20 protein-coding genes and 1 riboswitch are annotated in these 25,471 nt (G+C 44.9%); of the genes, 11 read left to right on the top strand and 9 right to left on the bottom strand.

What is annotated here, in order from left to right:
- Positions 1-30 precede the first annotated feature (30 nt).
- The 5 genes from MHH86_RS30770 to MHH86_RS30750 form a co-directional block, all read right to left on the bottom strand.
- On the bottom strand, positions 31-1,602 hold the full coding sequence (locus MHH86_RS30770) for a response regulator (RefSeq protein WP_038573904.1): 1,572 nt from the start codon (positions 1,600-1,602) through the stop codon (positions 31-33).
- Positions 1,603-1,605: 3 nt separating this feature from the next.
- Entirely contained in the window at positions 1,606-3,444 is a 1,839-nt protein-coding gene (locus MHH86_RS30765; RefSeq protein ID WP_038573903.1) for a histidine kinase, read from the bottom strand.
- A gap of 147 nt (positions 3,445-3,591) precedes the next feature.
- Complete coding sequence (locus MHH86_RS30760; RefSeq protein WP_143758639.1) at positions 3,592-5,313, bottom strand: extracellular solute-binding protein; 1,722 nt, start codon at positions 5,311-5,313, stop codon at positions 3,592-3,594.
- An 8-nt stretch (positions 5,314-5,321) separates the two neighbouring features.
- Positions 5,322-6,206 carry a carbohydrate ABC transporter permease gene (locus MHH86_RS30755; protein WP_038573901.1) on the bottom strand — a complete coding sequence of 295 codons (885 nt, stop codon included), beginning with the start codon at positions 6,204-6,206 and terminating at the stop codon, positions 5,322-5,324.
- Positions 6,207-6,224: 18 nt separating this feature from the next.
- Positions 6,225-7,145 carry an ABC transporter permease subunit gene (locus MHH86_RS30750; protein WP_036682380.1) on the bottom strand — a complete coding sequence of 307 codons (921 nt, stop codon included), beginning with the start codon at positions 7,143-7,145 and terminating at the stop codon, positions 6,225-6,227.
- Between the two features lie 148 nt (positions 7,146-7,293).
- Between MHH86_RS30750 and MHH86_RS30745 the strand changes: the two genes are divergently transcribed.
- The 7 genes from MHH86_RS30745 (at position 7,294) to MHH86_RS30715 (ending at position 16,104) form a co-directional block, all read left to right on the top strand.
- On the top strand, positions 7,294-8,037 hold the full coding sequence (locus MHH86_RS30745) for a glycoside hydrolase family 16 protein (RefSeq protein ID WP_051491236.1): 744 nt from the start codon (positions 7,294-7,296) through the stop codon (positions 8,035-8,037).
- Positions 8,038-8,159: 122 nt separating this feature from the next.
- Positions 8,160-9,542 (top strand): SMI1/KNR4 family protein, encoded by a 1,383-nt coding sequence (locus MHH86_RS30740; protein WP_342479580.1) that lies wholly within the window; start codon positions 8,160-8,162, stop codon positions 9,540-9,542.
- Between the two features lie 242 nt (positions 9,543-9,784).
- Positions 9,785-10,855 carry an alcohol dehydrogenase catalytic domain-containing protein gene (locus MHH86_RS30735; RefSeq protein WP_339815205.1) on the top strand — a complete coding sequence of 357 codons (1,071 nt, stop codon included), beginning with the start codon at positions 9,785-9,787 and terminating at the stop codon, positions 10,853-10,855.
- 36 nt (positions 10,856-10,891) lie between these two features.
- The gene (locus tag MHH86_RS30730; RefSeq protein WP_342479579.1) at positions 10,892-12,832 is read left to right on the top strand and encodes an alpha-amylase; all 1,941 of its coding nucleotides are present in this window, start codon (positions 10,892-10,894) and stop codon (positions 12,830-12,832) included.
- 15 nt (positions 12,833-12,847) lie between these two features.
- Positions 12,848-13,984 carry an extracellular solute-binding protein gene (locus MHH86_RS30725; protein WP_038573897.1) on the top strand — a complete coding sequence of 379 codons (1,137 nt, stop codon included), beginning with the start codon at positions 12,848-12,850 and terminating at the stop codon, positions 13,982-13,984.
- 20 nt (positions 13,985-14,004) lie between these two features.
- Positions 14,005-14,664, top strand: a complete 660-nt coding sequence (locus MHH86_RS30720; RefSeq protein WP_036682374.1) for a dihydrofolate reductase family protein — start codon at positions 14,005-14,007, stop codon at positions 14,662-14,664.
- A gap of 75 nt (positions 14,665-14,739) precedes the next feature.
- Positions 14,740-16,104 (top strand): MATE family efflux transporter, encoded by a 1,365-nt coding sequence (locus tag MHH86_RS30715; RefSeq protein WP_076140586.1) that lies wholly within the window; start codon positions 14,740-14,742, stop codon positions 16,102-16,104.
- A 508-nt stretch (positions 16,105-16,612) separates the two neighbouring features.
- Here MHH86_RS30715 and MHH86_RS30710 read toward each other — a convergent pair.
- Complete coding sequence (locus MHH86_RS30710; protein WP_076140587.1) at positions 16,613-18,043, bottom strand: PLP-dependent aminotransferase family protein; 1,431 nt, start codon at positions 18,041-18,043, stop codon at positions 16,613-16,615.
- A 153-nt stretch (positions 18,044-18,196) separates the two neighbouring features.
- Here MHH86_RS30710 and MHH86_RS30705 point away from each other — a divergent pair, with 153 nt between their 5' ends.
- Positions 18,197-18,745, top strand: a complete 549-nt coding sequence (locus tag MHH86_RS30705) for a pyridoxamine 5'-phosphate oxidase family protein (protein ID WP_076140589.1) — start codon at positions 18,197-18,199, stop codon at positions 18,743-18,745.
- 153 nt (positions 18,746-18,898) lie between these two features.
- Here MHH86_RS30705 and MHH86_RS30700 read toward each other — a convergent pair whose 3' ends face one another.
- The 3 genes from MHH86_RS30700 to MHH86_RS30690 form a co-directional block, all read right to left on the bottom strand.
- On the bottom strand, positions 18,899-19,558 hold the full coding sequence (locus MHH86_RS30700; protein ID WP_076105128.1) for a hypothetical protein: 660 nt from the start codon (positions 19,556-19,558) through the stop codon (positions 18,899-18,901).
- Between the two features lie 135 nt (positions 19,559-19,693).
- Positions 19,694-20,269, bottom strand: coding sequence for a C39 family peptidase (locus MHH86_RS30695; protein ID WP_076105127.1), 576 nt, complete (start codon positions 20,267-20,269; stop codon positions 19,694-19,696).
- Between the two features lie 267 nt (positions 20,270-20,536).
- Complete coding sequence (locus MHH86_RS30690) at positions 20,537-22,009, bottom strand: DHA2 family efflux MFS transporter permease subunit (RefSeq protein ID WP_038573885.1); 1,473 nt, start codon at positions 22,007-22,009, stop codon at positions 20,537-20,539.
- Positions 22,010-22,175: 166 nt separating this feature from the next.
- Here MHH86_RS30690 and MHH86_RS30685 point away from each other — a divergent pair, with 166 nt between their 5' ends.
- The 3 genes from MHH86_RS30685 (at position 22,176) to MHH86_RS30675 (ending at position 25,365) form a co-directional block, all read left to right on the top strand.
- Entirely contained in the window at positions 22,176-22,730 is a 555-nt protein-coding gene (locus MHH86_RS30685) for a TetR-like C-terminal domain-containing protein (RefSeq protein ID WP_038573882.1), read from the top strand.
- Between the two features lie 70 nt (positions 22,731-22,800).
- Positions 22,801-23,508 carry a DNA alkylation repair protein gene (locus MHH86_RS30680; RefSeq protein ID WP_038573880.1) on the top strand — a complete coding sequence of 236 codons (708 nt, stop codon included), beginning with the start codon at positions 22,801-22,803 and terminating at the stop codon, positions 23,506-23,508.
- 244 nt (positions 23,509-23,752) lie between these two features.
- A riboswitch (glycine riboswitch) is annotated at positions 23,753-23,835 on the top strand.
- A 147-nt stretch (positions 23,836-23,982) separates the two neighbouring features.
- Entirely contained in the window at positions 23,983-25,365 is a 1,383-nt protein-coding gene (locus tag MHH86_RS30675; protein WP_036682353.1) for an amino acid permease, read from the top strand.
- Positions 25,366-25,471 lie beyond the last annotated feature (106 nt).

Raw genomic sequence — 25,471 nt, 5'->3', positions numbered from 1 at the left:
TTATAACCCAATTTTTTGGCTTTTGATTATTTATAGCGCTGTGTCACGGAACTTTTCCTCGCTGTCGTGCTTCCGGCGCATCATTTGCCGGTATTCTGTGGGCTGCATGTCCATGACATCCCGAAATGATCGTGTAAAACTTTTGTAGCTTTCATACCCTACCATGGTGGCTACCTCTACAATTTTATGATCGGTTTCGGCCAGCAGCCGCCGGGCTTTATCCAGGCGCACATCGCGCAAGTATTCTGCAAAGCCTTTGCCGATATTTTTTTTGAACAGGTTAGAAAAATAGGCATAATTAAGCGACACGTGGTTCGATACCATCGCGAGATCCAGGGGTTTATGATAGCTTTCGTGTATAAAGCGTATGGCTTCATTCAAATCTTGCGAGTTGCGATAGCTGCACTTATATTCATAATAAAATTGGTTCAGCCGAAGCAGCTGTTGTTGCAGCGCCTGAATATAATCGCGAATACCCGGATAATCGAATAGATTACGTAAACATTCGCTGTCCAGCGCTTCTTCCCCCATGTACGGGCGGATTACACGCACAGATTCCTCCAGCATCTGTACAATGGCACGGCATAGCTGCTGTGTGTATTGGATGTGATAACGTTGCAATGTATCTTTGTGAAATATCATAGAAATGCCTTGGGTGATTGTACCGCTGTTTTTGGTGCCGATTAACTGGAACAGGGCATATAACTCCTCATAGGGAAGCTCCCACTGCTGCTCCAGTCGCTCAATATGTGTTGGCAAGATGCAGCTCTTCTCTGGAAACAGGTAACTGTGGCGATAGAGCTCTAGCGCTTGTGTATAGCTGCGGGGCAACTCCTTCAATCCTTGCTGCGGGCTGGTCATGGCAGTAATGGCATCTATCTGTCCTGCTTTGAGGGCGGCCGGGAAGGCTCCCGTATCTACGGCTGCATCAACCGCGAGAATCAGGTACGGGCGGTGTTGCAGGCATATACACCCTCGTCTGCCATACACACGGTAGGCAAGGGATTCCATACTGTGGCTACTGTCGGCCCCCGGTTGGTTAATCCATAATTCCTCCCGCAGCAGACACAGGCGGTAATTACTCCACAACTCTGGATTCTGTTGCTGGGTCTGGAGAACCCACGCTTCATCAATCATTGCACCCTGCATGAACATACTCAGTTCTTTGCGGTCTGTCTCCCGGGCGCGGCGGGAGATATGCTCCATATTACGCGAGAGCGCCTGCCGTGTTTTTATCTCATTTGCTACATGTTCTACTGCGGTTTGCAGATCTTCACGTTTCACAGGTTTGAGCAGGTAGCCTTTTGCTCCAAGTTCGATGGCTTTTTGAGCATAGGCAAAATCACTATAGCCGCTAATAATCAGGTAATCTACCTCAATATGCTCCTGTTTGCTCTTCGCCATCAGCGTCAGTCCATCCATATCGGGCATCCTGATATCAGTAATCACCAGTTGGATGTTGTGCTGACTCAATATATCTAAGGCCTCAATTCCGTTTACTGCACAGTAAATATTGTCCAGCTGCAGCGGAAATTGACGCAGCATCGCCTGCAGCCCATCACGAATGTGCTTTTGATCGTCCACAATTAGAATATTGATCATGCCCTACCATCCTCCAAGATTCACATTTTCCCAAGGCAAACGTATGGTTACACAAGTATAGGCACCCTGCACACTGTCAATCCAAAGACCGCAGTTCTTACCATAATGAAGCTGTATGCGCTTATGCACGTTCTCCAAGCCCAGTCCGTTTTTGCTGGTAACAATCGGTGAATCTGAGTCGCCCCGCAGCACAGCCTGCAGACTGGACAGCATTTCCGGGTCAACACCTGCGCCATCATCTCGTATCTCAATTAGCAGAAGGCTTTCATTTTCTACCGATACGGTAATATGGATACGTACGCTGCCGCCCGAGGGCGCTGCATGATGAACGGCATTTTCGACGATGGGCTGCATGCACATTTTAGGAATTGTATAACGCAGTACCTCCTGCGGGAGATCCGCCGTCAACTCAATGCTGCCACCCTCCATAAAGTTTATGAATCGGACATAGCTGTGTATGTTGGCAAGTTCTTCGCTAAGCGCAACCGTATCGCTGCGCCATTGCATGCTGTATCGCAGTTGTGAGCCTAAAGACACCAACGCTTCGGCGATAGCGGGCTGTCGCTGAACCTCCGCGAGCATACGGATGGATTCCAGCGCGTTATATAAAAAGTGTGAATTGATCTGCGAATGCAGCGAGTGCAGCTGTGCATTTTTGGCAATCAGCTGCTTATCTACCACTTGGGTCATCAAATGTTTGATTTCGTCCAACATATTATTGTAGCTGACGGCCACCTCGTCGATTTCGTCACCGGTTTCGTTTTTATCCAGGCCGGTATCAATTTTCGCATCCAGTTGGCCTTGCCGCACCTTGCGCATAGAAGCCAGCACCCTGTCGAGCCGGCGGAAAATGCGCCGAGTGGTATGTGAAACGAGCAGTAACATTAGCAGCAATACACACAATGTGATCGCTACTACGAGCAAATACCAGCTTCGTGGGCCTTTCATCAGCGCTTGATGAGAGGCAATATCCACTACATAGGCGTTCAGTGGGGCGATGTAGCGATACAACGCGTAGTAAGTATGGTCGCCTACCTTGACCTTAATGGGGCTACTCTGCTGCAGCACATCCAGCCGCTGGTGAATGCTACCTAGAATGTTATCCAATTCCTCACCGGCATTTTGTGAAAAGATATGCTCAGGATTGTATACAGATCGGGAAGAGTCGGCTCCATCCATCACTACAGAAAAGAAATCCCCCCCGCTATCCTCAAGCAGGTCACTGAAAAAGACGCTATGCTGGGCGCGGATTTCCATAATGGTAGGGAGTTTCTGCTGTTGCCCCTGAAGGCGTACCAGCCGGTAATAGGATAGCGTATGCTCTCCATCTTTAAAAGCAAATAAGCGGTATGCCGCACCGCCTTCCTCCCGAAGTGTCACCCAGTAGTCCTTCGGCCAGAACTTGTCATAATGGTAGATTTCAGGCCAAATCTCAAATAGGTTTGGATTATCGACATAGAAACTTAGCTCGCTGATCATCTCGTAGCTTTGAATGATATTATGCATTTGCTCAAATTGATTTTGTCTAAATTTTACGAGACGCAGGCCATCCCCGCGCATATTGGAGTGAATAAAATCTACAAATGCCTTTTGATTCAGCGCAGTAGAGGAAGCGTTCTCAATAATGCCCATTTTGCTGCGCAGTTGTTCGTTAATTCGTGAGACATGGCTGCTGCCGGTAGCCATAGCGTCCTTGTATAGCTGACTTTCCTGTGTGCGGATAAATAAAAAGGATACCACAATCGCAGGGATGGCAATCATCATGCTAAAAGCCAGAAACAACTTTTGGGAGATTCGGGAATTACGGTACAGCTTCCTCATTTTAGTCAGCAGATACTTCATTTAAGTAGCCTCCTACCCTTGTAATATACCATATATTACAAACTGCCCGGTAGGTAACTAGGCTGTTTTGTTAAATGGTTAAAGAAGCGAAAAAGGGAATACCGGCCACCCTTTCGGTGGCCGGCAGCAATCTTAATACGGGCATTATTACTCTGCCATTTTGGATTTTCGCACATCCAGTTCAGCCTGGCGGTATTCCATCACCTTGCCAAAGTTGTAATTCTCGCGGCGGTCAAGGAAATTGTCGAAGATTTTATCAAATTCAGCCTCATTTTTGGCCGTAATTAGCTCAGGGAGTACTTCCTCCCAATTTTGCGAAATACGGGACCAGGCTACCGACACATCAGAATCGCCCTGTGGATCTAAGCCCTTATAGATACCGCTATCAATATCGGCCTGCTTATTGGCGAAGTCTTCCATTTGCTTAATGACAGGAGATTTCTCCGGTCTCCACTGGTTGACGATTACAGGGTTTCGCATCATCCAATAGGTATCCATGATGCCGTATTCTTTCTCCAGCTTCTCAATATCAGTGTCGAGTAATTTTACCATTTCAGGCTTCAGTTGCGGCTTGCCATCTACCATCTCCCATGTTTCGCCTTCCTTGCCAAGGAACAAATCTCGTTGGCCTTCTTCGCTGGCCAGATAGGTCAAAAAGCGGATGGCTCGTTCAGGGTTTTCGGTTGATTTGCTAATCATCGTCACCATCCAGCCGTCCATGTTGCCAGGGAATAACTTAGGGTTATCGCCCTTGCTGTTCTTTGGCCCATCGACTGCGATGTAGTAAGAGTCCGGGTTGCCGCTAGCAGCCAGCATAGGATTGACAGCCGACATACCGGTCCACTCGCGGACCATCATGAAATAGCGGGCGTTGTTTGTTTTTTCCTCTACCTGAGTATCGGAATCCACCAGGAAATCCACATTAATCAACCCGCGCTCGTAAGCCGTACGGAAGGTTTTTAGCCAGGCAATATAATCGGGATCGGTAATGCGGTCGTATACTTTTCCGTCTTTCTCATGCGGAACGGCCAGTAGGTTCTGCAGATATTCGGTCATCCCGTAAGGGACGTTCCCTTGTGCAAAAAAGGGACTGATGGGCTGGCCTTTATATTGGGAGTACTTATCCTTTACCAGTTGCAGTGCGTTCAGAAAGCCCTCTGGAGTGCTAAGGTCCGGGCTGCCCATCTCCTCATACAGATCTTTCCGCACCAGGAAAGTCTGGTTAGCCGCCGTCATGCCAGTTTCATGCATCAGGTTGGGGCTATATGAATCATTCGGAACGCCATAGGTATTGCCATTTTCTTGACGATACCACTTCAGTGTACCGTCCCCGGCCACCTTGAAGAAGTAAGGGTCATACTTGTCAGCTAATTCATTTAAGGCGTAGACATGATCGCCTTCCCACAGCTTTTTGACAGCGGTTTCCCACGAACCCATTGATATCAAGTCTGGCAGCTTGCCCGAGGTCATCATCAGGGTAATATGTTCATTGGCTTCACCGGAAGGTACTTCAAGCTTGATGTTTACGCCTGTTTTTTCCGTTACGTACTTGGAGGTCAAGCTGTCTCCCCAAGTGTGGGCATACCAGTTAGCACCTACGAACCAGGTTAAATCAACAGGGCTGGTATCCAGCTTCCATGCCGGATCATCGGGATTGAGCTTTGCTTCACTCGGGGGCGGCTGTGTACTATCTGTAGGCTGTGGTGTCGGCTTATTTTCACTATTCGCTGAATTGGAACACGCGGCTATGCCTAGCATCAGGCTTGCGGCCAGAACGAGGGTCAACCCCGGCTTAATGAGATTACGTTTCATGACATAATCATCCTTTCTTTGCTGCTTCTGAATTTTTGAATACCAGTTTCTAGACACTCACACTCTTATCCCTTAATGGCGCCAATCATCACGCCTTTGACCAGATAGCGTTGAATGAAAGGATAGACTATCAGAATAGGCAGTGTGGCCACCATCATGGATGCAAATTTAATAGAGTTGCCGGGAAGTCTTGCGCCGAATTGCGCCATAGCTTGCTGCTGCATGAAGGACATAGAGTTCTCCGCAATGATTTTGTACAGCATGGTCTGCAGTGGCAGTAATTCCTGCGAACGGATGTAGATGACCCCCTGGTAATAATCATTCCAATGATAAACGGCTGAAAAAAGCGATATAGTCGCAATGACAGCCATGCTATTGGGCAATACGATTCTGAACAGGACGCCATAGTCTGAAGCACCGTCTACCTTCGCAGACTCCTCCAGGCTATCGGGTATGGTGCGGAAGAAGCTCATGAAAATGACCATATTAAAAAAAGTGTACATAGAGGGAATGATGAATATCCAAAAATTATCATATAAGCCCAGCTTCGTCATCAGAATAAATGTAGGGATCAGCCCGCCTGAGAACAGCATCGTAACCAATGCGATTTTAAGATACAGCTTGCGTCCGATCAGATTAGACTTGCTCATTCCGTAAGCAATAATGGCGGTAAACAACACATGCGTTGCTGTCCCGATCACTGTGCGCAGAGTGGTAATGTAAAAACCGTTCATCATAGTCTTATCATTGAACACAACGCTATAGCTGGCCAGCGATAATTCTTTGGGAAACCAGTTGACGGTGCCCAGGGATGCCTGCTGCGGAGCATTAAGCGAGTTAATGAATACAAACCACATCGGGTACAGTGTTAAAAAGCAAACCGCCAGCATCAGCAGGGTGTTGCAGACCTCAAATACTCCAATTTGCCGAAATCTTTTGCGTCTTTCCATACCTCTGTCCTCTCCCTTCTAAAAAATGCTGTCGCCGGTTAGTTTTTTGGATGTGTGATTGGCCAAAAACAACAAACCTAGCGCCACAATAGAGCGGGCGAACAGGACGGCTGTTGAGAAGGAATGGCGCCCGGAGACCAACCCCATGTTGTAGATATACAAGTCTAGGCTTTCCGCCATCCTCATGTTCATATTGTTCTTCAACATAAAGATCTGCTCAAAGTTACTGCCGAGTATCCCGCTGACAGCGAGGATGAACAAAATAGCGATGGTGGGGCGTATGCTCTGAATGGTGATATGCCACATCCGCTGCCGCCGATTTGCGCCATCCAGCTCAGCCGCTTCGTACAGCCCCGGATCAATGCCGGATATTGCCGCTATGTAGATAATGGCGCTCCAGCCGGTTTCTTTTAACGTATCGGTGAAAAAGGTGATCCACCAAAAGTACTTAGGGTCGCTGTTAAACAGGATTTCGCGTTCCTGGAACCCGAACGCCATCATCAACTGATTGATCACACCGCCCTCGCCCAGCCAATTGAGCGCAATGCCGCCAAAAATCGTCCAGGCAATAAAGTGCGGCAGGTACGAAATGGTTTGTACCGTTCGCTTAAATCGAAGACTCCGTATTTCATTCAGCAGCAAGGCGAACAAGATAGGAATGGGAAAACCCAAGACCAGCTTGATGCTGCTCATTCCCAGAGTATTGCGAATCGAACGCCAAAAACGCTCATCCGTCAAAAAATCCTGAAAATGCTTCAGCCCGACAAACGGTGATTCTAGTAAGGGTTTGGCGATGCTGTAGTCCATAAATGCAATAATGAGCCAGAACATAGGGATATAACAAAAGATAAACATCCAGATGATTCCCGGGATAACCATGCTTTGCAATTGCCACTGCTTAAAAAGCGCTTTCATTTGTTCCGTTCTGTATTGGAACATTTTCCGTGCCCCCTTTCTATTTCATCGTATGAAAAAGCGTATAGGAAAAAAAGCCCATGATTATCGACCCTATCCCATTTTTTTAGATTTGTTTGACCAGCCGCAAAAATTAAGTATGCTGTGATTAAATGAAGGGAGTGTGCAAAGGATGAATAAACCTATATGGGAACAGAATTTCTTAGATAGAAATGCCGATTTAAAGCTATGGAATGTCCGCCTTGGCAACGACTTGTTAGATAATGAGGGTAATCCCATAGACCCAGGTTGGGGCAACGGAGAGCAGCAGTATTACACGGATCATTCCAGCAATCTGTATATCGATGAATTTGGCTTAAACCTGTGCGCGCGCAGCGAATCCATTGAAAAGGATGGGCGCAATTTTGCATATACCTCGGCTCGTTTGGATACAAAGGACCATTTTTCCTTTTGTTATGGCAAGTTGGTTGTGCGTGCAAAACTGCCGGTAGGGCAAGGGGTATGGCCTGCCATCTGGTTGCTTCCGCAGGAACAGGCTTACGGGCCTTGGCCAGCTTCCGGCGAGATTGATATCATGGAAGCCAAAGGCCGCTTGCCTCAGCAAATATCCGGAACACTGCACTACGGAAAGAATTGGGAACATCAAATCGTTGAGGAGTTCTCGCACCATTTTGAAAGCGGAACCATTAATGAATTCCATGATTATGCACTGGAATGGAATGCCAGTTCGATTCGATGGCTGGTAGACGGACATTGCTTTGCCGAGCGTTGCTTGGAGCCAGGCATTATGCCCTTTAACGAGTCATTTTATCTGGTGCTGAACCTTGCAGTGGGCGGCTGGTATGACAATGTAGCGGTTGACGAGACTGCACTGCCAGCGGTGATGACGGTTTCAGGGATATGGCTGTATCCATAATTAAAAATTTTGGAGATGCCCTCTTTTTCGATTTTCAATACCTACATCCCATCTGGTAGAATAGGGAAAACCATATTTCTCTATATTCTAGTAACTTAATTATAAGCTTGGGGAGGTAGACTATGGACAAAGAACTAGTGGCACAGCTGACACAGTGGCATGAAGATGATGAACACCAGAAGATTGTAGACACTCTGATGGAGATTCCTCCAGCGGACAGAGATTACGAGGTAGTCAGCAGTCTGGTAAGAGCGTATAACAATGTGGGATGTTATGAAGAAGCCCTTGAACACTTCGCGATGATTGCGGAACAAGGGCAGAATGATTATCTGTGGCATTTTCGTGTGGGATATTCCTACTATTATTTGAATCGATATGAGGAAGCGGTGAGAGTGCTGAGTATTGCCCATGACCTCGATCCGGATGATGAGAACACGGCCATGTTTTTGAAATTCAGCCAGCGCAAGCTTCGCAAAGAACAAGACGCCGCAGCCAGACGGGCAATCAGAGAACAGCATAATGATTCGGGGACGACTGCAGCTCCTTTTGACGGGATGGATCTCTCCGGCTTTTGGGACGATAGCGATTATGCGCTAAAAGAATATGTTTCTTCTCCGCCTACGGATGAGCTGATTGCTTCTGTAGAAGAAGAACTGGGTTACAAGCTTCCTGCCTCTTATATCAGTCTGATGAAGCAGCACAATGGGGGAGTGCCTTATAATACTTGTTTTCCGACCGAGGACGCGACCTCATGGGCTGAGGATCATATTGCGATTACGGGCATTATGGGCATCGGACGCGAGAAAAGCTATTCCATCTGCGGCGATCTCGGCAGCCCGTTCATGATTGAGGAGTGGGGGTATCCCGACATCGGCGTGGTAATTTGTGATTGCCCTTCGGCAGGCCATGATGTCGTGATGCTGGATTACCGCAATTGCGGGAGGGACGGCGAACCCGAGGTAATTCATGTGGATCAGGAAGATAATTATGAGATTACGTTTCTGGCCCAAGACTTCGAGACGTTTATACGCGGCCTGGTGAGTGATGAGGAATACGACACCTCTGAAGAAGATAAAGAGGAGGATTTGCGCAAAGTAGCCGTAGGCCAATTCTCACCTTTGCTTGCGAAGCTGTGCAGCGATGTGTCTGAGGTAGATCAGCTTGAGCAGAAGATCCGTAAAGTCTGTACCCGAATCGTTGAAGAGAAGGGACACTTCTCCTTTCATGCGGATGAGCTTTCTACTCTGATGTACGATGTGCAGTTCTGGCTGTACACAAGCTCTTATCCAAATACGAGCCGTCAACAATATCTGGATGTATATGAGAAAATGATCGCTTTTGGCGGCGAGTTCGGGCAAGGAGGATACGCTCCGGGATGGATCAGCGACTGGCTGGATGGGCGAATACGGGAAGAGCTAATCGTCCAGGAAAACGGGGTGCTTCGCTTCACAGATCAAGCCCGCTCTGAGGTCATTGCACGGCTGGAAGCGGAAGCTGCAAAATAGGAGACGTTGATTCGGGGGCTACTCTCCCGCACGGAGCTCGGTTGATCACAATCGTATTCAAGGGTCATCCCACAAAGGATGGCCCTTAAACTTGCCGTTTCAGACAGTGCACTCCGCATAATAAGCGAAAGAAAATTAAAGCGCTTACTCGTGAAGTATTTATATATAAATGTAATTATTAACATTTTTCGACAACATTCACCTTACTTTTACATGGTAGTTATGATATATTCTGGGCGAATATGGATAACAAAAAAGAAAGGGGAATGAGTATGGAAGCGTTGGTGTGGACATCTAATCATAAGCTGGAGCTTTGCGAATGGGAAGAGCCGCAGATTGCAGCACCGGATGAAGTCAAGATCCGGATTGAGATGACAGGTGTATGTGGAACAGATTTAGCAGTCATAACTGGGAAAGAGGAGGGGGTTCCAGGGGTCATTCGTGGTCATGAGGCAGTAGGGACTGTAATCCAAATCGGCAGCAACGTTGACCGTGTTAAGGTAGGCGACCGCGTAGTTATCGATCCGAATCAAAGCTGTGATGAATGCTATTTTTGCTTGAAGAAACAGCCGCACCTCTGTACGGGCATCGATGGAAATGGGATGCCTATTGCGGGTTTGAATCGAAATGGGACATTCACTTTTTTTTACTCAACTGCACAAACGTTTGCACACCGTCTTCCCGATCATATGAGCTGGGAGACGGGGGTTTTGATTGAGCCGCTTGCCTGTGTACTGCACAATTTCAAAGAAGCCAATGTCACAGCAGACGACAAGGTACTCATTCTTGGATCGGGTCCAATGGGACTGTTAAGCCAAATTGTGAGCAAGTCGAAATCTGCGCTCACGGTAGCGACTGAAGTTAATCCCTATCGGCTAGCTTTTGCCAGAGAGATCTCAGATTTTGCTTTAACCCCTGCCCAATTAAATCAAGCTACCGTAGACAAAATCTGTGCGGGACATAAGTTTGATGTGATTATCGATACGGTGGGCACTCAACTCGAAATGGCGGAAAAGTGGATTGAACGTGGAGGCCGCATCGTTCCTTTTGGAATTAATGCGAAGTATCGCTACACCTTTTCCCCTACTAAATTCGTGCAGCATGCAATAAAAATTATAGCAGCAGGTGAATACCGCTACATGTTCGAGGAAGCTTTGCAGTTTGCCGCTGAAACTCCTGAAATGGAGAAACTAGTGACTAGAAAAGTTAAGCTCAGTGAGCATGAAGCAGCGATAGACGAGTTGATCGGCTATGAATTGAACTCTTTGAAGGTGGTTGGGAGTGAAACCGTAAAGACGGTTTTTGTTCCCTAAACGTAAGACTACAATCAATGAGAGGTGGCACTGTTGATGAGCAATGATAGCAAATTCAGATTAATTAAAGATTACTTGTCTACACAAAAGGCCAAAGACATAGAGCCAATTTGGATGCCCGCAGTGTGGAATGAGTGCCAATATGAGCGTGTTCTCTTAGAAAAAGAGGGTGAAATTTGTGTACACCCGTATGATTTTTTGACAGATCATTTGAATTATCTGGACAGGCTTTCGTGGAGATATCTGCTTAAGGAACGCACAAATCTGGACGATAGCGCGATCTATTCTTCGCTTATTCGCTATTCTACGGCTTGGGATTACAACCATGACGGAAAAATTGAATCGGGTACTTTTTTAAGATTCTTTATTCTTCTGCCTCTGCTAAAGAAAATGGGCATCAATATTCTGTACATGCTTCCAGTTAACCAGTACAGCAAGTTGAATCTGAAGGGGGATATTGGGTCCCCTTACGCAGTGCAATCGTTATTCCATTTGGACGAGAACCTGCACGATAGCCTATTGGATGATATGGAGGAGTTTACGATCCACGATGAGCTCAGCGCTTTGGTAGAGGCTTGTCATTTACTTGATATTAAGACTGTTGTTGACTTCATTCCCCGTGTGACGGCGAAAAACAGTGCGTTCATTACCGAACATCCTGAATGGGTGTATTGGATCAAAATGGATGAATTAGAAGGCTTTGCGCCGCCCGCGATTCCCCAGCTTGGATTTTTTGAGGAGTGTACGCCGGACAAACTGGAGACGGTCTACCGCAGCCAGGAGACAGCAGTATTTCTGCGGAAGTTCACGCCACCGCCCAATGAACTCCATCCAATCCTTTGGCAGCACTTGAAAGAGAAAGCTGCTAAAACAGGAGAGGAGCTATTAACTTTGGTGGAGCAAGAGATGGGGATAACGACTGCTCCAGCGCATTCGGATTGGATAAATGATGTGCAGCCGATTTGGACAGACATTACGTTCTTACGCCTCTACCAGGATTTCTCTCCGCAAGTGAGACATCTTATAAGTCCGGATCAGGCGCCATATGTCCTTTTTGATACGATTAAATGCAATGACTACCCGGGAGAGGAGCCGAATCTGGAGCTGTGGGATGTTCTGGAGGAGGCAGTACGGGTTAATCTCGAAAAATATGGGATTGACGGCTTCCGCATCGACATCGGACACGTGCTTCCTATTCCGTTGTTGACTCGTATTTTTGACACGATTAAAGAGATGAATCCAAATGCGATCTTAATCAGCGAAGATTTGTTCAATCGCAACCACAAGAAGGCAGCAAACACCGGCTATAACATTATGCTTGGCAGTGGATGGAACGTCATGACACAAATTACTAAAGAGAATCTCATTTCATTCTTAGAAGAGCTGCCTGAGTTGAATATTCATATATTTGCCTGTGCAGAAACAGCAGATACTCCTCGGATCACCAGCCGTGGCGGTGTAGAGGTTGCTCGGATGATCGCGGTATTTAATCAATTTCTTCCGAACGCAATTCCATACGTGACGACGGGTTATGAAATGAATGAGGAGCAGCCGCTCAACTGTGGTCTTGGAGACAACACGAACGGAAAGGAGATTTCCCGAGCTTTTTTTAACGTTATGCAAATTAATTGGACCAATCCTACACCGATGCTGCCGCTGTTGGCGGAGCTAAGTGAACTCAAGAAAGATTGGCGCCACCTAGTGAAGCCGGAAAACTTTTTCGTGGCTCAATCCCCGGAAGGTATTGTTCTGTACGGGTATATGCAAGGGGATGAAACGCTGCTGTGCTGCTTTAACTTGAGTGCTGATGCTTTCTGCCAAGTTGATTTGAAGGTTGCCGTACCTGGCCGATGCCCAATGACGGTAACACTGGATAGTTCCTTAACGGGTAGCAGCGTAGGTCAGGCGTTCGATTGCTTGCTGCTTGCGCCTAATCAGGCTTTAGTGCTCGTAAACAATCATAGACAATTTAGGTAAGGGAGAGAGGCTGCAATGGAAAAGAACAATAAGGAAGTCGTGGTATGGCATGAGTTTGATGGTCCAGGAGATACCTCGATTGAGGTGCTGGAGGGAATTTGTAAGCTGTATACAGAGCGCTTCGGCGTACAAATTACACCACAAGTGATGAATATTACGGAGCTGACTGCGCGCCTGAACCAAATTAAGGACACCCAGCAAGGTCCGCATCTGGCGATGGTTCCTGCTGACATGTCCTCCTATGTGGAGAACGGTCTTTACTCCGAAGTACCGGGCGGGCTATTTGACGATACGCTGACTGAGGGAGCCCTTTCAACGATGCAAATGAATGGTGTTCAGTATGGTATCCCTGTATTGCGGGGTAATCATCTGGTTGTGTATTACAACCCGTTGATTTACCCTAGTGCGCCGACGACATGGGACGTGTTCGAAGAGGCAGCAGAAAAGTTATCCGCCCAAGGTATCATACCGATTGGAGCAGACTTACAGCAAGGCTATTGGTTTATTCCGTTCCTTACAGCTTTCGGCGGTTGGCCTGTACAGAATGGAAAGCCGAATATCGTCACCTCTGAAATGAAGCAGGCGCTTCAGTTTATTCGCGACAAGATGGATCAAGGCGTGCTCGTTAGTCTCGACGGCTCCACAGGACTGCTTGAGCAGTTCATTGACGGTAAGATCGGCGCCATTATTTGTGGCGAGTGGATTTATAACCATCTAGATAAACATATGAACAATAGGCTTGCGGTTTGCCAGCTTCCGAGCATCGAAGGGCGGCAATCATTATCCATGTCTTCTTCTATTGGCCTGATCTACCCTAATCATTCATTAACGTCCGAGGAGCGGGAAGATATTTTATCATTCACGCGCTTTATGCTGAGTGACGAATGCCAAACTATGTGGACGCTGGGTGTACAGCGGATTCCGGCTCAGGAAGAGGTGCTGAACCATCTAGCTGCCTCTGCTGCGCCTAACAGAAAGATGATTTTATCGCTTTTGGATCACTCACGGCCGATGCCGACTTATCCCTTCATGATCCATGTATGGGAGGCGTTAAATGCGGGTCTTATCGAGCTGCCCTTGAGCAATCCTGAACAAGCATTGAACAAAATAGAACAGACTATTCAAGCCTCTTGGGGCGCATTTAAAAGCTAATTAGAGATGGGGAGAGCCAAATGAAAACAACGATATTCAGCCAAATTTCTATTGATGGAAAGCTCACTATGGGCGCTGGTAATTCGAGTAAAGAGCTTTTTTCTTTATTTTCCAGTGAGGATATGGAATTTATTCATCTATTCCGGGGGAAGGTGCAGGGAATTATGGTCGGCAAAAATACAATTTTGACGGACAATCCCTTTCTTACTAATCGGTATGAGGAAAATAAAAATCCAATTCGTATCATTCCGACAACTACCTTGGATATTCCGCTAGATTGCAATGTACTCTCGGACCAAGGGAAGACGATTATTGTCACGACCGAGAAAGGACGGGATGAAGAAAAAATCAAACAGATCCGGCAAAGAGGAAAGGAGTGCCTTATCTGCGGCGAGGATAAAGTAGATTTTGTGGAGCTTGAACGTCAGTTGGAGGAGAACTATGGGATTACCAGTCTGATGGTCGAAGGCGGCGGATTCTTAAACTGGCATATTTTCAATCAGGATATCGTCGATGAGATTATTCTAATGCAGCTTCCAATCATCATAGGCGGCTCCACAAACATTACTTTAGTGGATGGAGACGGGTATCAGCAATTGAACTTTGCGAAAAAGTTCAAGGTTGTAGAAATTCAACCAAAAGATAACTACACGCTCATGCGCTACAAAAAGGTGATCTAACCTCAAACTAAGTCATAGACTGCGAATGGCTATAAGTTCTGGAAAAATCGAGAATATGGGGGTTGTGAACGATACATGTCAGAGAAAGAAGATTTCTACAAAAGTGTGTATAAAATCGCTGTGCCCGTTACGCTTCAAAGCTTGCTGATGGCATTGCTTAATTTGACGGATCAATTGATGGTTGGGCAGCTGGGAGATGTGGCAATTGCCTCGGTGGGGATGTCGACCAAAATATACGGGATCATCGCGGTTGTCTTGGCCGGTTTATCGACGGGTGTATCCATATATGCAGCCCAGTTTTGGGGAAATAAAGATTCCAAAAGCGTCTCTCAAGTACTGGGTCTCGGACTGATCACTGGCTTTGCGTTCTCGTTCCTGTTCTCTGCGGCTGTCTTTATCGATTCGCCGCTCTTTCTGAGCCTATTCACTACAGACATGAATGTAATAGATGAGGGTTATATCTTTCTCCAGATAATGTCGATCGGTTTTGTGCCTGTCATGCTCACGATGATGTATTCCGCGATTTTACGCAGTACTGGCCATGCCAAATGGCCGATGTATGTAAGTCTAATTGCAGTTGGCTTGAATATTATACTGAATTACGTACTTATTTACGGACATTTCGGTGCTCCTGCGCTTGGTCTGAAGGGCGCTGCCATTGCTACTCTTATCTCTAGGGTCTTCGAATGCTTGTTGATCATTGGTGCCGTGTACCGGTATCGTTTACCGGGAGCTGTCGGGTTAAAGAACTTATTCATTGTTCCTAAACCGCTCATTCGCAAGTTTTTTGGAACGACCTATCCGCTGCTACTGACTGAATTAATCTGGGTATTGGGCGAAACAGCATATGCGATTATTTATAGCCGTATGGGGACGATGGAAATGACTGCGATGACCATTACCTTCCCACTTCAGGGTCTTTGCATTGGCCTATTATCGGGTCTGGCTAGTGCAGCAGGGGTAATGGTCGGCAACCGTTTGGGTGCGAATGAATCTGATATCGCACTCGATCACGCGAAAAAGTTCATTCGTCTAGGCATCATTATCTCTCTGATCGTCGGGGTTATTATTGCGGCAGGCTCGAAGCTGTATGTCTCTGCGTTCAATATCTCCGAGGACGCTAAACAAATGAGCATGTATATCGTTATCGTGTTTGCTGGATTTCTTTGGGTCAAAGTATCCAATATGATTATAGCCGGCGGTATTCTAAACAGCGGAGGAGACAGCAAGTTCGTATTCGGCATGGAGTCTACCGCAACGTGGCTGATAGGTGTCCCATCCGGGCTGTTGCTGTCATACATTTGGAAGCAACCTGTCTACCTTGTGTATCTCGTCATCTCGCTGGAGGAGGTTGTCCGCTTTGGCTTCGGCTACGCCCGGATTTACTCCCGTAAGTGGATGAGAAATTTAGTTAGTGATCTGGCTGAAAAAGCTATGTAATGTAGGACCTGATTGAATCGCTCAAGACTCCCATGTATTCCCGATAAGGGGATGCATCGGGAGTTTTTTTAGCTACCGATATGATTTTCATAAAGAAAAAGGGTGAAAAAGGGCCAGCCCACAAAAGATGGTCCTAAAACTTGCGATTACGGACAGCGCGGTGAGCCATATCATAAGTAGGGCGAGAAATCTTGGTGTGCAAAATTGGAGGGTATTTTAAGGAGAGCCGTCTATTTCTATTTTACTTAGGTTGCTTACGTCTTCTGAGATAGGACCGGATCACAAATACCGCTTATAATAAAAATAAAGCTATGGTTAACAACGGCATTTTGTTAATGGGAAGCCCTCCTGAAAAATATTTGCTGAAGCCATGAAGTCCCCATCTCCAGGTTCTATCATAGTTTAAATTTACCATATATTAACTTTTGTTTGAAGTTTCAATGGTTTCATAAATCTAAAATAGTCTATGGACTGTTCAACAAATTGTGTGAGTGCTGCGGAGGTGATTTTATAGGATCAACTCCGCAAGACGATGAATGCCTTGCTCAATCGCTGCCTCATCTACTTTTGCAAACCCTAATACCCATCCTTTTCTTTTGCTATTCAAACAATAGGGCCCAAGAGGGTACACACGTATTCCATGTTGTAGGGCTAACTTTGTCACAGCTTCTTCGTCGAATGTTTCCTCAGCTTCTAATAACATATGTAATCCAGTTTCTACTCCACTGAGCGTGAAGCGCTCCCCTAATCCGCTAGCCATAATAGCTTTTGCCATGACCTCGTGTCTTCGCCGGTACACATTTCTGACTCTTCGCATATGGCGCATAAAATGACCATTTTTAATGAAGTGGGTTAGTGTTAGCTGATCCATAATCGGAAGATGACGGTAAGTCAGTTCCTGCACCTTCGCTAGCTGAGCAATTGCCTCGACTGATCCAACAATAGCCGAAATACGAATGCCTGGTGCAATCATTTTAGAGAAACTCATGAGGTACAAAGTATTATTAGATACCTGACTAAACAGCGTTGGCAGCGGCTCCCCGCGATATCGAAATTCACTATCATAATCGTCTTCAATGATCCAAAATCGTTCTTGAACGGCCTTATACAGCAATTGTTGCCGGCGGGGCTCCGACATAACGACCCCTACTGCGCACTGGTGGGAAGGGGTGGCAAAGACCAGCTTGGATTGCGGGTGAATATGCTCAACCACTAGACCATACTCATCAACGGGAACGGGTACCACATTCATACGGCGGTATCTCATTGCCATCCAAGCAGCTGGGAAACCTGGATCCTCTACTGAGACAGTGTCCCCATCAGCTAAAAGTGACTGTGCGATTAAGTCAATACTATGCTGAGCTCCTGAGGTCAACAGAATCTGATTGGTTTGGACATGTATGCCCCGTTCAAGTGATAAATAACGCTGTATTTGCTCACGTAATGGTGTGTACCCGTAGCAGTTACCGTAAGCCCAGCTTGATAAATCCATTTCAGCGGATGCCTGGAGCAGCGATTGCCGCCAGTTTTTTTGAAATTGTTCATCCAAATAGGGTTCATGGGGACTGAAATCAATATCCACTTCTAGCTGTTCTTTACCTCTGAACCAGTCATGTAATTGATCAACAGCTGAGTCTAGCAAGGAGAGTGACGGAGGTGTGGGGCCCTCTGTTTCTATTTCCTTCGTGGACATAGTGACTTGCTTCCACGTACTAACTCGCGTCCCTCCCCGGCGGGAGGTAACTGTATAACCTCGACTTAACAATTCCTCATAGACGATCTGTATAGTTGAGCGGGAGACACCTACGATGTGCGCAAGTTCGCGGGTAGGAATCAGTAATTCTCCTGGTGCCCAGACTCCGCTAGTAATATTATGAATCGCTTGATCAAGCAATTGCTGCCAGATCGGTCTCTTATCATTGCGAATTACTTTCATCATCGTACATACCTCCAAATAGAAACTCCAATCATAAAAAACGAATTATGGATTGTTCTAAACAGCGAATTTTGGATATTTTAATGCAATCCATTCATTGATATACTACCGTAACAACGCTGGTATCCGCAATTTAAATAAAAGGAGAGATTCGATATGAATTCGGTTCGTTACAAGACCAGGGAATGCCTAGATCAAGAGAAGATTGAAAGGTTCCTTCACCAAACGAGATTAGGTTATCTGGGGTTGGTTGATGGGAACCTCCCTTATGTTGTGCCACTTAATTATGTATGGACTGAAGGGAAACTGTATATTCACGGGGCTGGAGATGGAAGACGTAATCAGGTCATGCGTGATAATCCGGAGGTATGTTTTACGGTATGTGAGGAATACGGAACTATTACAGACCCGGTACCAGCCAAAACGGATACAGCTTACATGAGCGTAATGATTTTTGGACAAGCAGAACCGATTTCAGATTTGGATGAAGCCACACACGTACTTCAGGAATTGATCAATAAATACGTACCGGGTTATTATAATCGCCCCTTGTCCAAGCAGCATGTGGAAAAGTATAGATCGGCTGTATTTGGCGGTCCGGTTCAAGTTTATCGGGTAATTCCGTATCATATCACGGCAAAAGAAAGTCCTATTGAAGCAGAAAAAATGTATAAAAGTGGCATGGGTACTGGACGAGATGTTTAGCCGCAAGATACCATTACAAATGGTGTTATGCTAACGAGGTCTTTGGCAGCCTTTATGTCCTAATCATATGGGGAGAGGGAGGCTTTTTAGAGGTACTATCTATCAAAGTAGGCCGCAATCCAATGAAGGAGGGCGGCCTACTTATTTTTACATTTATTTAGGTTGTTTACGTCTTCTGAGATAGGCCCAGAACACAAATACCGCTACTAGAGCAATAATGGCGCTAATGGTGATAGACCTTGTTAGATGATTATTATCGTCCGCATAATATGCGGAAGCAATGGTTCCCGACCCATCCTGCTCGTCATCGGAAGAATCGTTCTGCATCGTTTGTAACACATCAATTAAATGCCCGGGTGCTTGAGGCTCCGAAATATTGCTTAGTCCTTTTGTTTCTGCTGATGAGGCTTGTTGTGGGGCGATGATTAGTTCCTGATTGTCTTTCTTGAAGGCAGCTATATATTCGTCCCGCTCACGGATAAGTGTAGGCTCACTCACTTCACCCTCAGCTTCTAGTGAATGAATAGCATAGGCCAAAGTATTAGGATTTCCTCCAAACTCAGTAACTTGATAGGACCCGTTTGAATCCTTTTGAATGATCATTTTAGATTTGGGTATTCCGCCCGATAAAATAAGAAACTCCCAGTTGTCTTGGGGTGTGACCGTTTCAATCAGACTATCGGAAGCCGCCCTAAGCTTAGCACCATCAATAAAATGAATCTGCATTCCTTGACCTACGGTAATTTCACTAATCTCTGCTTCATTCTTGTAACCATACCCTTCAGGATCTTTAGATAGCCCTTCTTTAATCAATGTTAATCCTTCTGTATTTGCAAAAGAAACAACATCTTCAGTTACGGTCTGAGCCCATACAGGTGAGAAAAAAGTCAGAAATAAAACGAATGAAGTTACAGTTAACAGCAGCGTTTTCTTAATGGGAAGCCCTCCTTAAATATATTTGTTGAAGCCATGAAGTCCCCATCTCCAGGTTCTATCGTAGCTGGAGCCACCTTTAATGTTGGTGTATAACATGGAGGTTTTTGTGCCCCCACTCGGGTTCATGTGTTGAATCCAATCATTTCCACTATATGTGTCGTACCCATAGATAACTACTGCGTGCCCGCCACCGGTAGCACTATTCCATTTCCAGCTTACATATATAGGACTGCCAACATTATCAATCTGGTTTTTTACATCGCTGTAAGATAGTGCTCCTGTATGATTCCAACTGGAGACACCATAATCATGAATGCCTTCTTGAACAGTTCCATAAGATTCACTCTCGTCTGTTGTACAGCCGGAGGTTCCCTTCACATGATCATAAAAAGAACATTGGCTTACAGAGATTCCGTAATATTGAAGTATGGTAACGCTGGTCGCAGCCCAGCACCAATTATTCTTAGCTTGTGTAGCTGTAGGGTAGCCAATTAAATTAGTCGCATATGCTTGGGAAACAAAAGAAAAAAGAAAGACTGAAACAAAGGTTCCAACAAGCATCAATCTCTTTTTTAAAGATAGTTTCATGAATGGAATCAGCTCCTTATTATGGATTAATATTCCTTTTAATAACACTATTAAAATACCATATATTAACTTATGTGTAAAGTTTAAATATTTTTTCGTTTTTATAATAGATTCTACACATTTGATATGGAGAGGGGGATACTGATATGGATAAGGAAATATTGATGCTCGTAGGAATACGTGCTCCAATGATCCAAAGCAAGCCATTCATAACAAAAGCCACTCCGCTAAGGAATGGCTTTTCTTCATTTACTCTGCAATTACTAGTTACAACTGAGGTTCCTTGCTAACTAGGTTTGCTTTCTTTTCAATCATGAGCTTGTTTTTCGTGGGCATAAATAATGTTATAACAAATGCGGCAATGGATAAAATCATCATGAAGTAGTAGGCGTCACTTGCCCCAAGAATCGATGTAAGGGATTTAAGGATCTCAGGAGTAGCGGAGGGATTATTCTGCATCAGTGTAGTTGCATGACTGGTTGCCTGCACTGTATAAATTGTAATTACGACAGCAGTACCAATGGCCCCGGCAATTTGGCGAACGGTATTATTCACAGCTGTACCATGAGTGCCGAGTTGTTTGGGCAACGCATTTAGTCCGGCTGTATTGAGTGGCATAGTAATGAAGCTTAATCCAATTCGCAGGCCTATGGTACGAATCATTAGATAAGTATACGTGGTCGATTCAGATAAATCTGTTACCGCCCACATAGATGGAATAATAAACAATAGGCCAATGATGAACAGCGGTTTTGCACCGAAACGGTCGTATAATTTACCGGTGACGGGTGACATGAACGCATTTACGAGTGCGCCCGGCAACAATAGTAGTCCTGCATCAAATGCTGTAAACCCGCGACCATTCTGCAGATAAATAGGCAATAAGATCATATCTGCGTACATCATCATTGTGATTAATACGTTAATAAGAGATGTCATCGTAAACACTTTATTTTTGAAGACCGACAGGTTTAGCAGTGGATCATCCGATTTGATTTGTCGAAGACAGAATACGGCTGTTACCACGACCCCAATCCCTAAGGTTAGGATCACGATTACATCATCCCAGCCTTTACTTCCTGCACTACTGAAGCCGTATAAAATTAAGCCGAATCCGACGGTTGATAAAAGAACACTTACCACATCAAGCTTCGACTTAGACGTCTCAGATACATTCACTAAATACTTGAACGCCAACGCTATAACAATGAGGACAAGTGGAATAAGCCCGATAAATAACCAGCGCCAAGAGTGGTATTCGACAACAAATCCCGCAAGGGTCGGCCCAATAGCAGGAGCGAATATCATCGCCAGCCCAAGCAGTCCCATAGCGCTGCCACGTTTTTCAACGGGGAAGATCGCGAGCACAACACTCATCATGAGCGGCATTATAATGCCAGCACCGGCAGCTTGGATCATCCGTCCGATTAAGAGTAGACTAAAGCTCGGCGCTGCTGCACAAATTATAGAACCGATTAATAAAAATGACATGGCACTTATAAATAATTGCCGTGTTGTAAAACGTTTCATTAAATAGGCCGTAATCGGAATCAAAATCCCGTTGATCAGCATAAATCCTGTTGAAATCCATTGTACGGTTGTTGCTGTGACATCAAAAACATCCATCAAACTACTTAAGGCGACATTTAAAAGCGTCTGATTGAGTGTGGATAAGAAACAACCAAAGATTAAGATGGTTAGTAAGATCCCTTTATTTATGTTCTTAGTGTCTTCTTGCATGTTGCAGTCCTCTCTTCATTGCTTTTTCGACATAGTGTCAATAAAATAAATCATATCAGGATTTAAAAAGTATTCCTATTTGCAATTTTATTGAAAATGTCGACTAATCGACAGAATAGGCAAATTAGTTGATGAAAGGCCATTTAAACGATAATAGAGGGATGAAATGACTGAACATAAAAGAGTTGACCCACGAGCCATTCGCTCAAAAAAGATGTTGAAAAACGCTGTTTTTTCATTATTGGCCGACAATGTGGAGATTTCGCAATTGACCGTCCAAAAAATCGCCAACCGCGCGGAACTAAATCGCGCAACGTTTTATTTGCATTATGAGGATATTAACGATTTATTGCGCCAGATCGTACATGAAATCTTCGATGACCTATCCATGAAGGTTGAACCGCTATTACAAATGAAGAGCAACAACGAACAGGAGCAGCTGATCACCTTTTTAAATTATTTTTTTGAATACCGGAAAGTTTTTGCTGTATTGATTGAGCATAAAGGCTTCAAAAACCACTTGACCAACCTGTTAAAAAATACTGTCGAAAAACGAAGAAACGCGAGGAACATTGACTCTACTAAGGAGGTAGTCTCCGTTGATATTATTGCAGCCTCACTACTGGGGATTATTATGTGGTGGATTAAGGATGGCAACCAATATAGCGCTGAATACATAGCGGGGCAAATTACCTTGATGTATAAAAGAAGATATTTATAAGGGCTTTTATGATATATTCAAGTAAAGTTTGAGTCCCTAGCCAATATTCATAAAAAAGGAAGTGCGAACAATGGATTTAGAAACGGTCATGCAAGAGCTTGAAGCTCTCGGCAAGGAACGCACCAAGAAAATATATCTATCCAATGGCGCGCACGAACCGCTTTTTGGTGTGGCCACAGGCCAGATGAAGCCTATCTTCAGAAAAATAAAACATAATCAACCCTTGGCCGAGCAGCTTTATGCTACAGGAAATTATGACGCTATGTATTTTGCCGGGGTGATCGCGGAGCCTAAAGCAATGACAGAGTCGGATTTTGAGCGGTGGATTGCTGGGGCTTATTTTTATATGCTATCGGACTTTGTGGTGGCAGTAACGTTGGCGGAGACGGATATTGCACAAGAGGTTTCTGATAAATGGATTGCAAGTGAGATAGAGTTGAAAATGTCGGCGGGCTGGAACTGTTACTGCTGGCTGCTCGGAAATCGCCCGGACAGTGAATTTTCCGCAGAAAAATTGGCCGCTATGTTGGAGCTTGCTAAAAATACGATTCATGATGCCCCTGAACGAACGAAATACGCAATGAACAATTTCATCTACACTGTGGGCGTATCCTATCTGCCGCTTCATGATAAAGCGGTTGAGATTGCAAAGGAAGTTGGTCCGGTGGAAGTCCATACCGGTAGTGCAAAAAGCAAGATTTTGAATGCTTCAATTAATATTCAAAAGGCAGTTGATAAATCGCAGCTGGGCTTCAAACGAAAACATGTAAGGTGTTAGTCAGTCATGGAGTGCTAAGGAGAGCGTATTGAAGGTTGTGCCTGCAGACAGAAGAATTGGGGGCTTGGCTGACAAGCCCTTAATTGTGTGCAATAAAAGTTAATGGAACAATAATAAAGCGGTAATTAATGTTATTGACAAAATATTTGACAATGATTAGTATTGAAAAATATTAAAAATGAAGTTAGCGACATAAAAATTAAATAATTCGCAAGCTATGATTGCTATGGATCACACTATAGCAGGAGCAGCTTCTGGAGAGACCGTGGGGGAATCCCCCGGCGCCGAAGGGTTCACAATCTCAGGCAAAAGGACAGAAGAGTACTAGATAATTCATTTGTTATTCTGATCATCGTCAGAATAAATAAATGTATTTTATTTATTATTCTTATACCTAAGAGATTGGAGCGTATCCAATCTCTTTTTTGTTATCATTTTCACTTGTTATTTTTTTCACATAAGGGGGAGTTCGAAATGGCAGCACAAGAATTAAAGAGAGATTTAGAGAATCGACATGTTCAGCTCATTGCGATTGGTGGAACCATCGGTACCGGATTATTTTTAGGATCTGGAAAAGCTATACAGCTGGCAGGACCATCGATCATTTTTGCTTATTTAATCGTGGGTATCGCTATTTTCTTTGTGATGAGGGCATTGGGAGAACTTCTGTTGTCAAAAGCAGGTTATCAATCTTTTACAGACATTGCCGAAGACTATCTTGGACCGCGGGCGGCGTTTGTAACTGGATGGACCTATTGGTTTTGCTGGATCATGACGGCTATGGCCGATATTATAGCTGTTGGGGTCTATGTACAATATTGGTTTGATATCCCGCAATGGATACCCGCAGTCATTTGTTTAATTATTTTATTAGGACTCAATTTATTAACTGTAAAAAGCTTTGGCGAATTGGAATTTTGGTTTGCTTTAATTAAGGTAATCACTATTCTCGCGTTAATTGCCATAGGGGTAGTTTTACTGGTGATTGGATTCAAAACAACTACCGGAACGGTTGCGCTCAGTAATATTTGGGCACATGGGGGAGTATTTCCAAACGGGATTTCCGGGTTCTTACTTTCATTTCAAATGGTTGTGTTTGCTTTTGTGGGTGTGGAATTGGTGGGGGTATCAGCAGCGGAAACATCCAATCCAGAAAAAACTATCCCATCGGCGATTAATAAAATACCTTTACGAATTCTATTTTTCTACGTGGGTGCTATTATTGCCTTATTATGCATCAACGCTTGGACAGAACTAAACCCGGCAGAAAGTCCTTTTGTTAAAACATTTAGTTTAGTGGGGATTCCGATTGCCGCGGGGGTTATTAATTTCGTTGTATTAACTTCAGCTGCTTCTGCTTGTAACAGCGGGATGTTCTCAACAAGCCGGATTCTATACAATCTAAGCAGAAATGACCAGGCTCCAGCCAACTTTGCAAAGCTTAATAAAAATCATGTACCAAGTAATGCTTTATTCATATCCACGCTTGTCTTATCTGTAGGGGCTTTGTTGAGTAAGCTGATTCCGGAGACGGCCTTTGGCATCGTGACAACGATTAGTGCCATTTGTTTCATCTGGGTTTGGGGCGTCGTTCTAATTTGCCATTTGCGATATAAAAAGACGAAGCCGGAATTGCAGGCCAAATCAAAATTCAAGGCACCGTTCACACCTTTTGTGAATTATGTTGTTCTAGCCTTGTTTGCAATCATACTCATAATTATGCTGTTTGCTGATGAAACTCGTCCGGCATTATTGTTGACGCCTTTATGGTTTATTTTATTATTTGTTTTGTATTCGATAAATAGAAGAAAGAGGGAAAGAGATAATAAAATAATCAGGACCGAAACACCTCTCTAGTTTATGAGGAAAGCTTTAACCGGCGCAGAAGCCGTGGTTATATTCAACCGCGACTGGGCAGGGAGCCCTTGCCGGTTTCAAGCGTTCCTACATGGACGTTTGCTTA

Source organism: Paenibacillus sp. FSL F4-0097 (assembly GCF_038593125.1).
GTDB classification, from domain to species: domain Bacteria; phylum Bacillota; class Bacilli; order Paenibacillales; family Paenibacillaceae; genus Paenibacillus_AQ; species Paenibacillus_AQ odorifer.
Note: the sequence above shows the minus strand (reverse complement) of the source record. Positions and strands in the feature narration are given on the sequence as shown.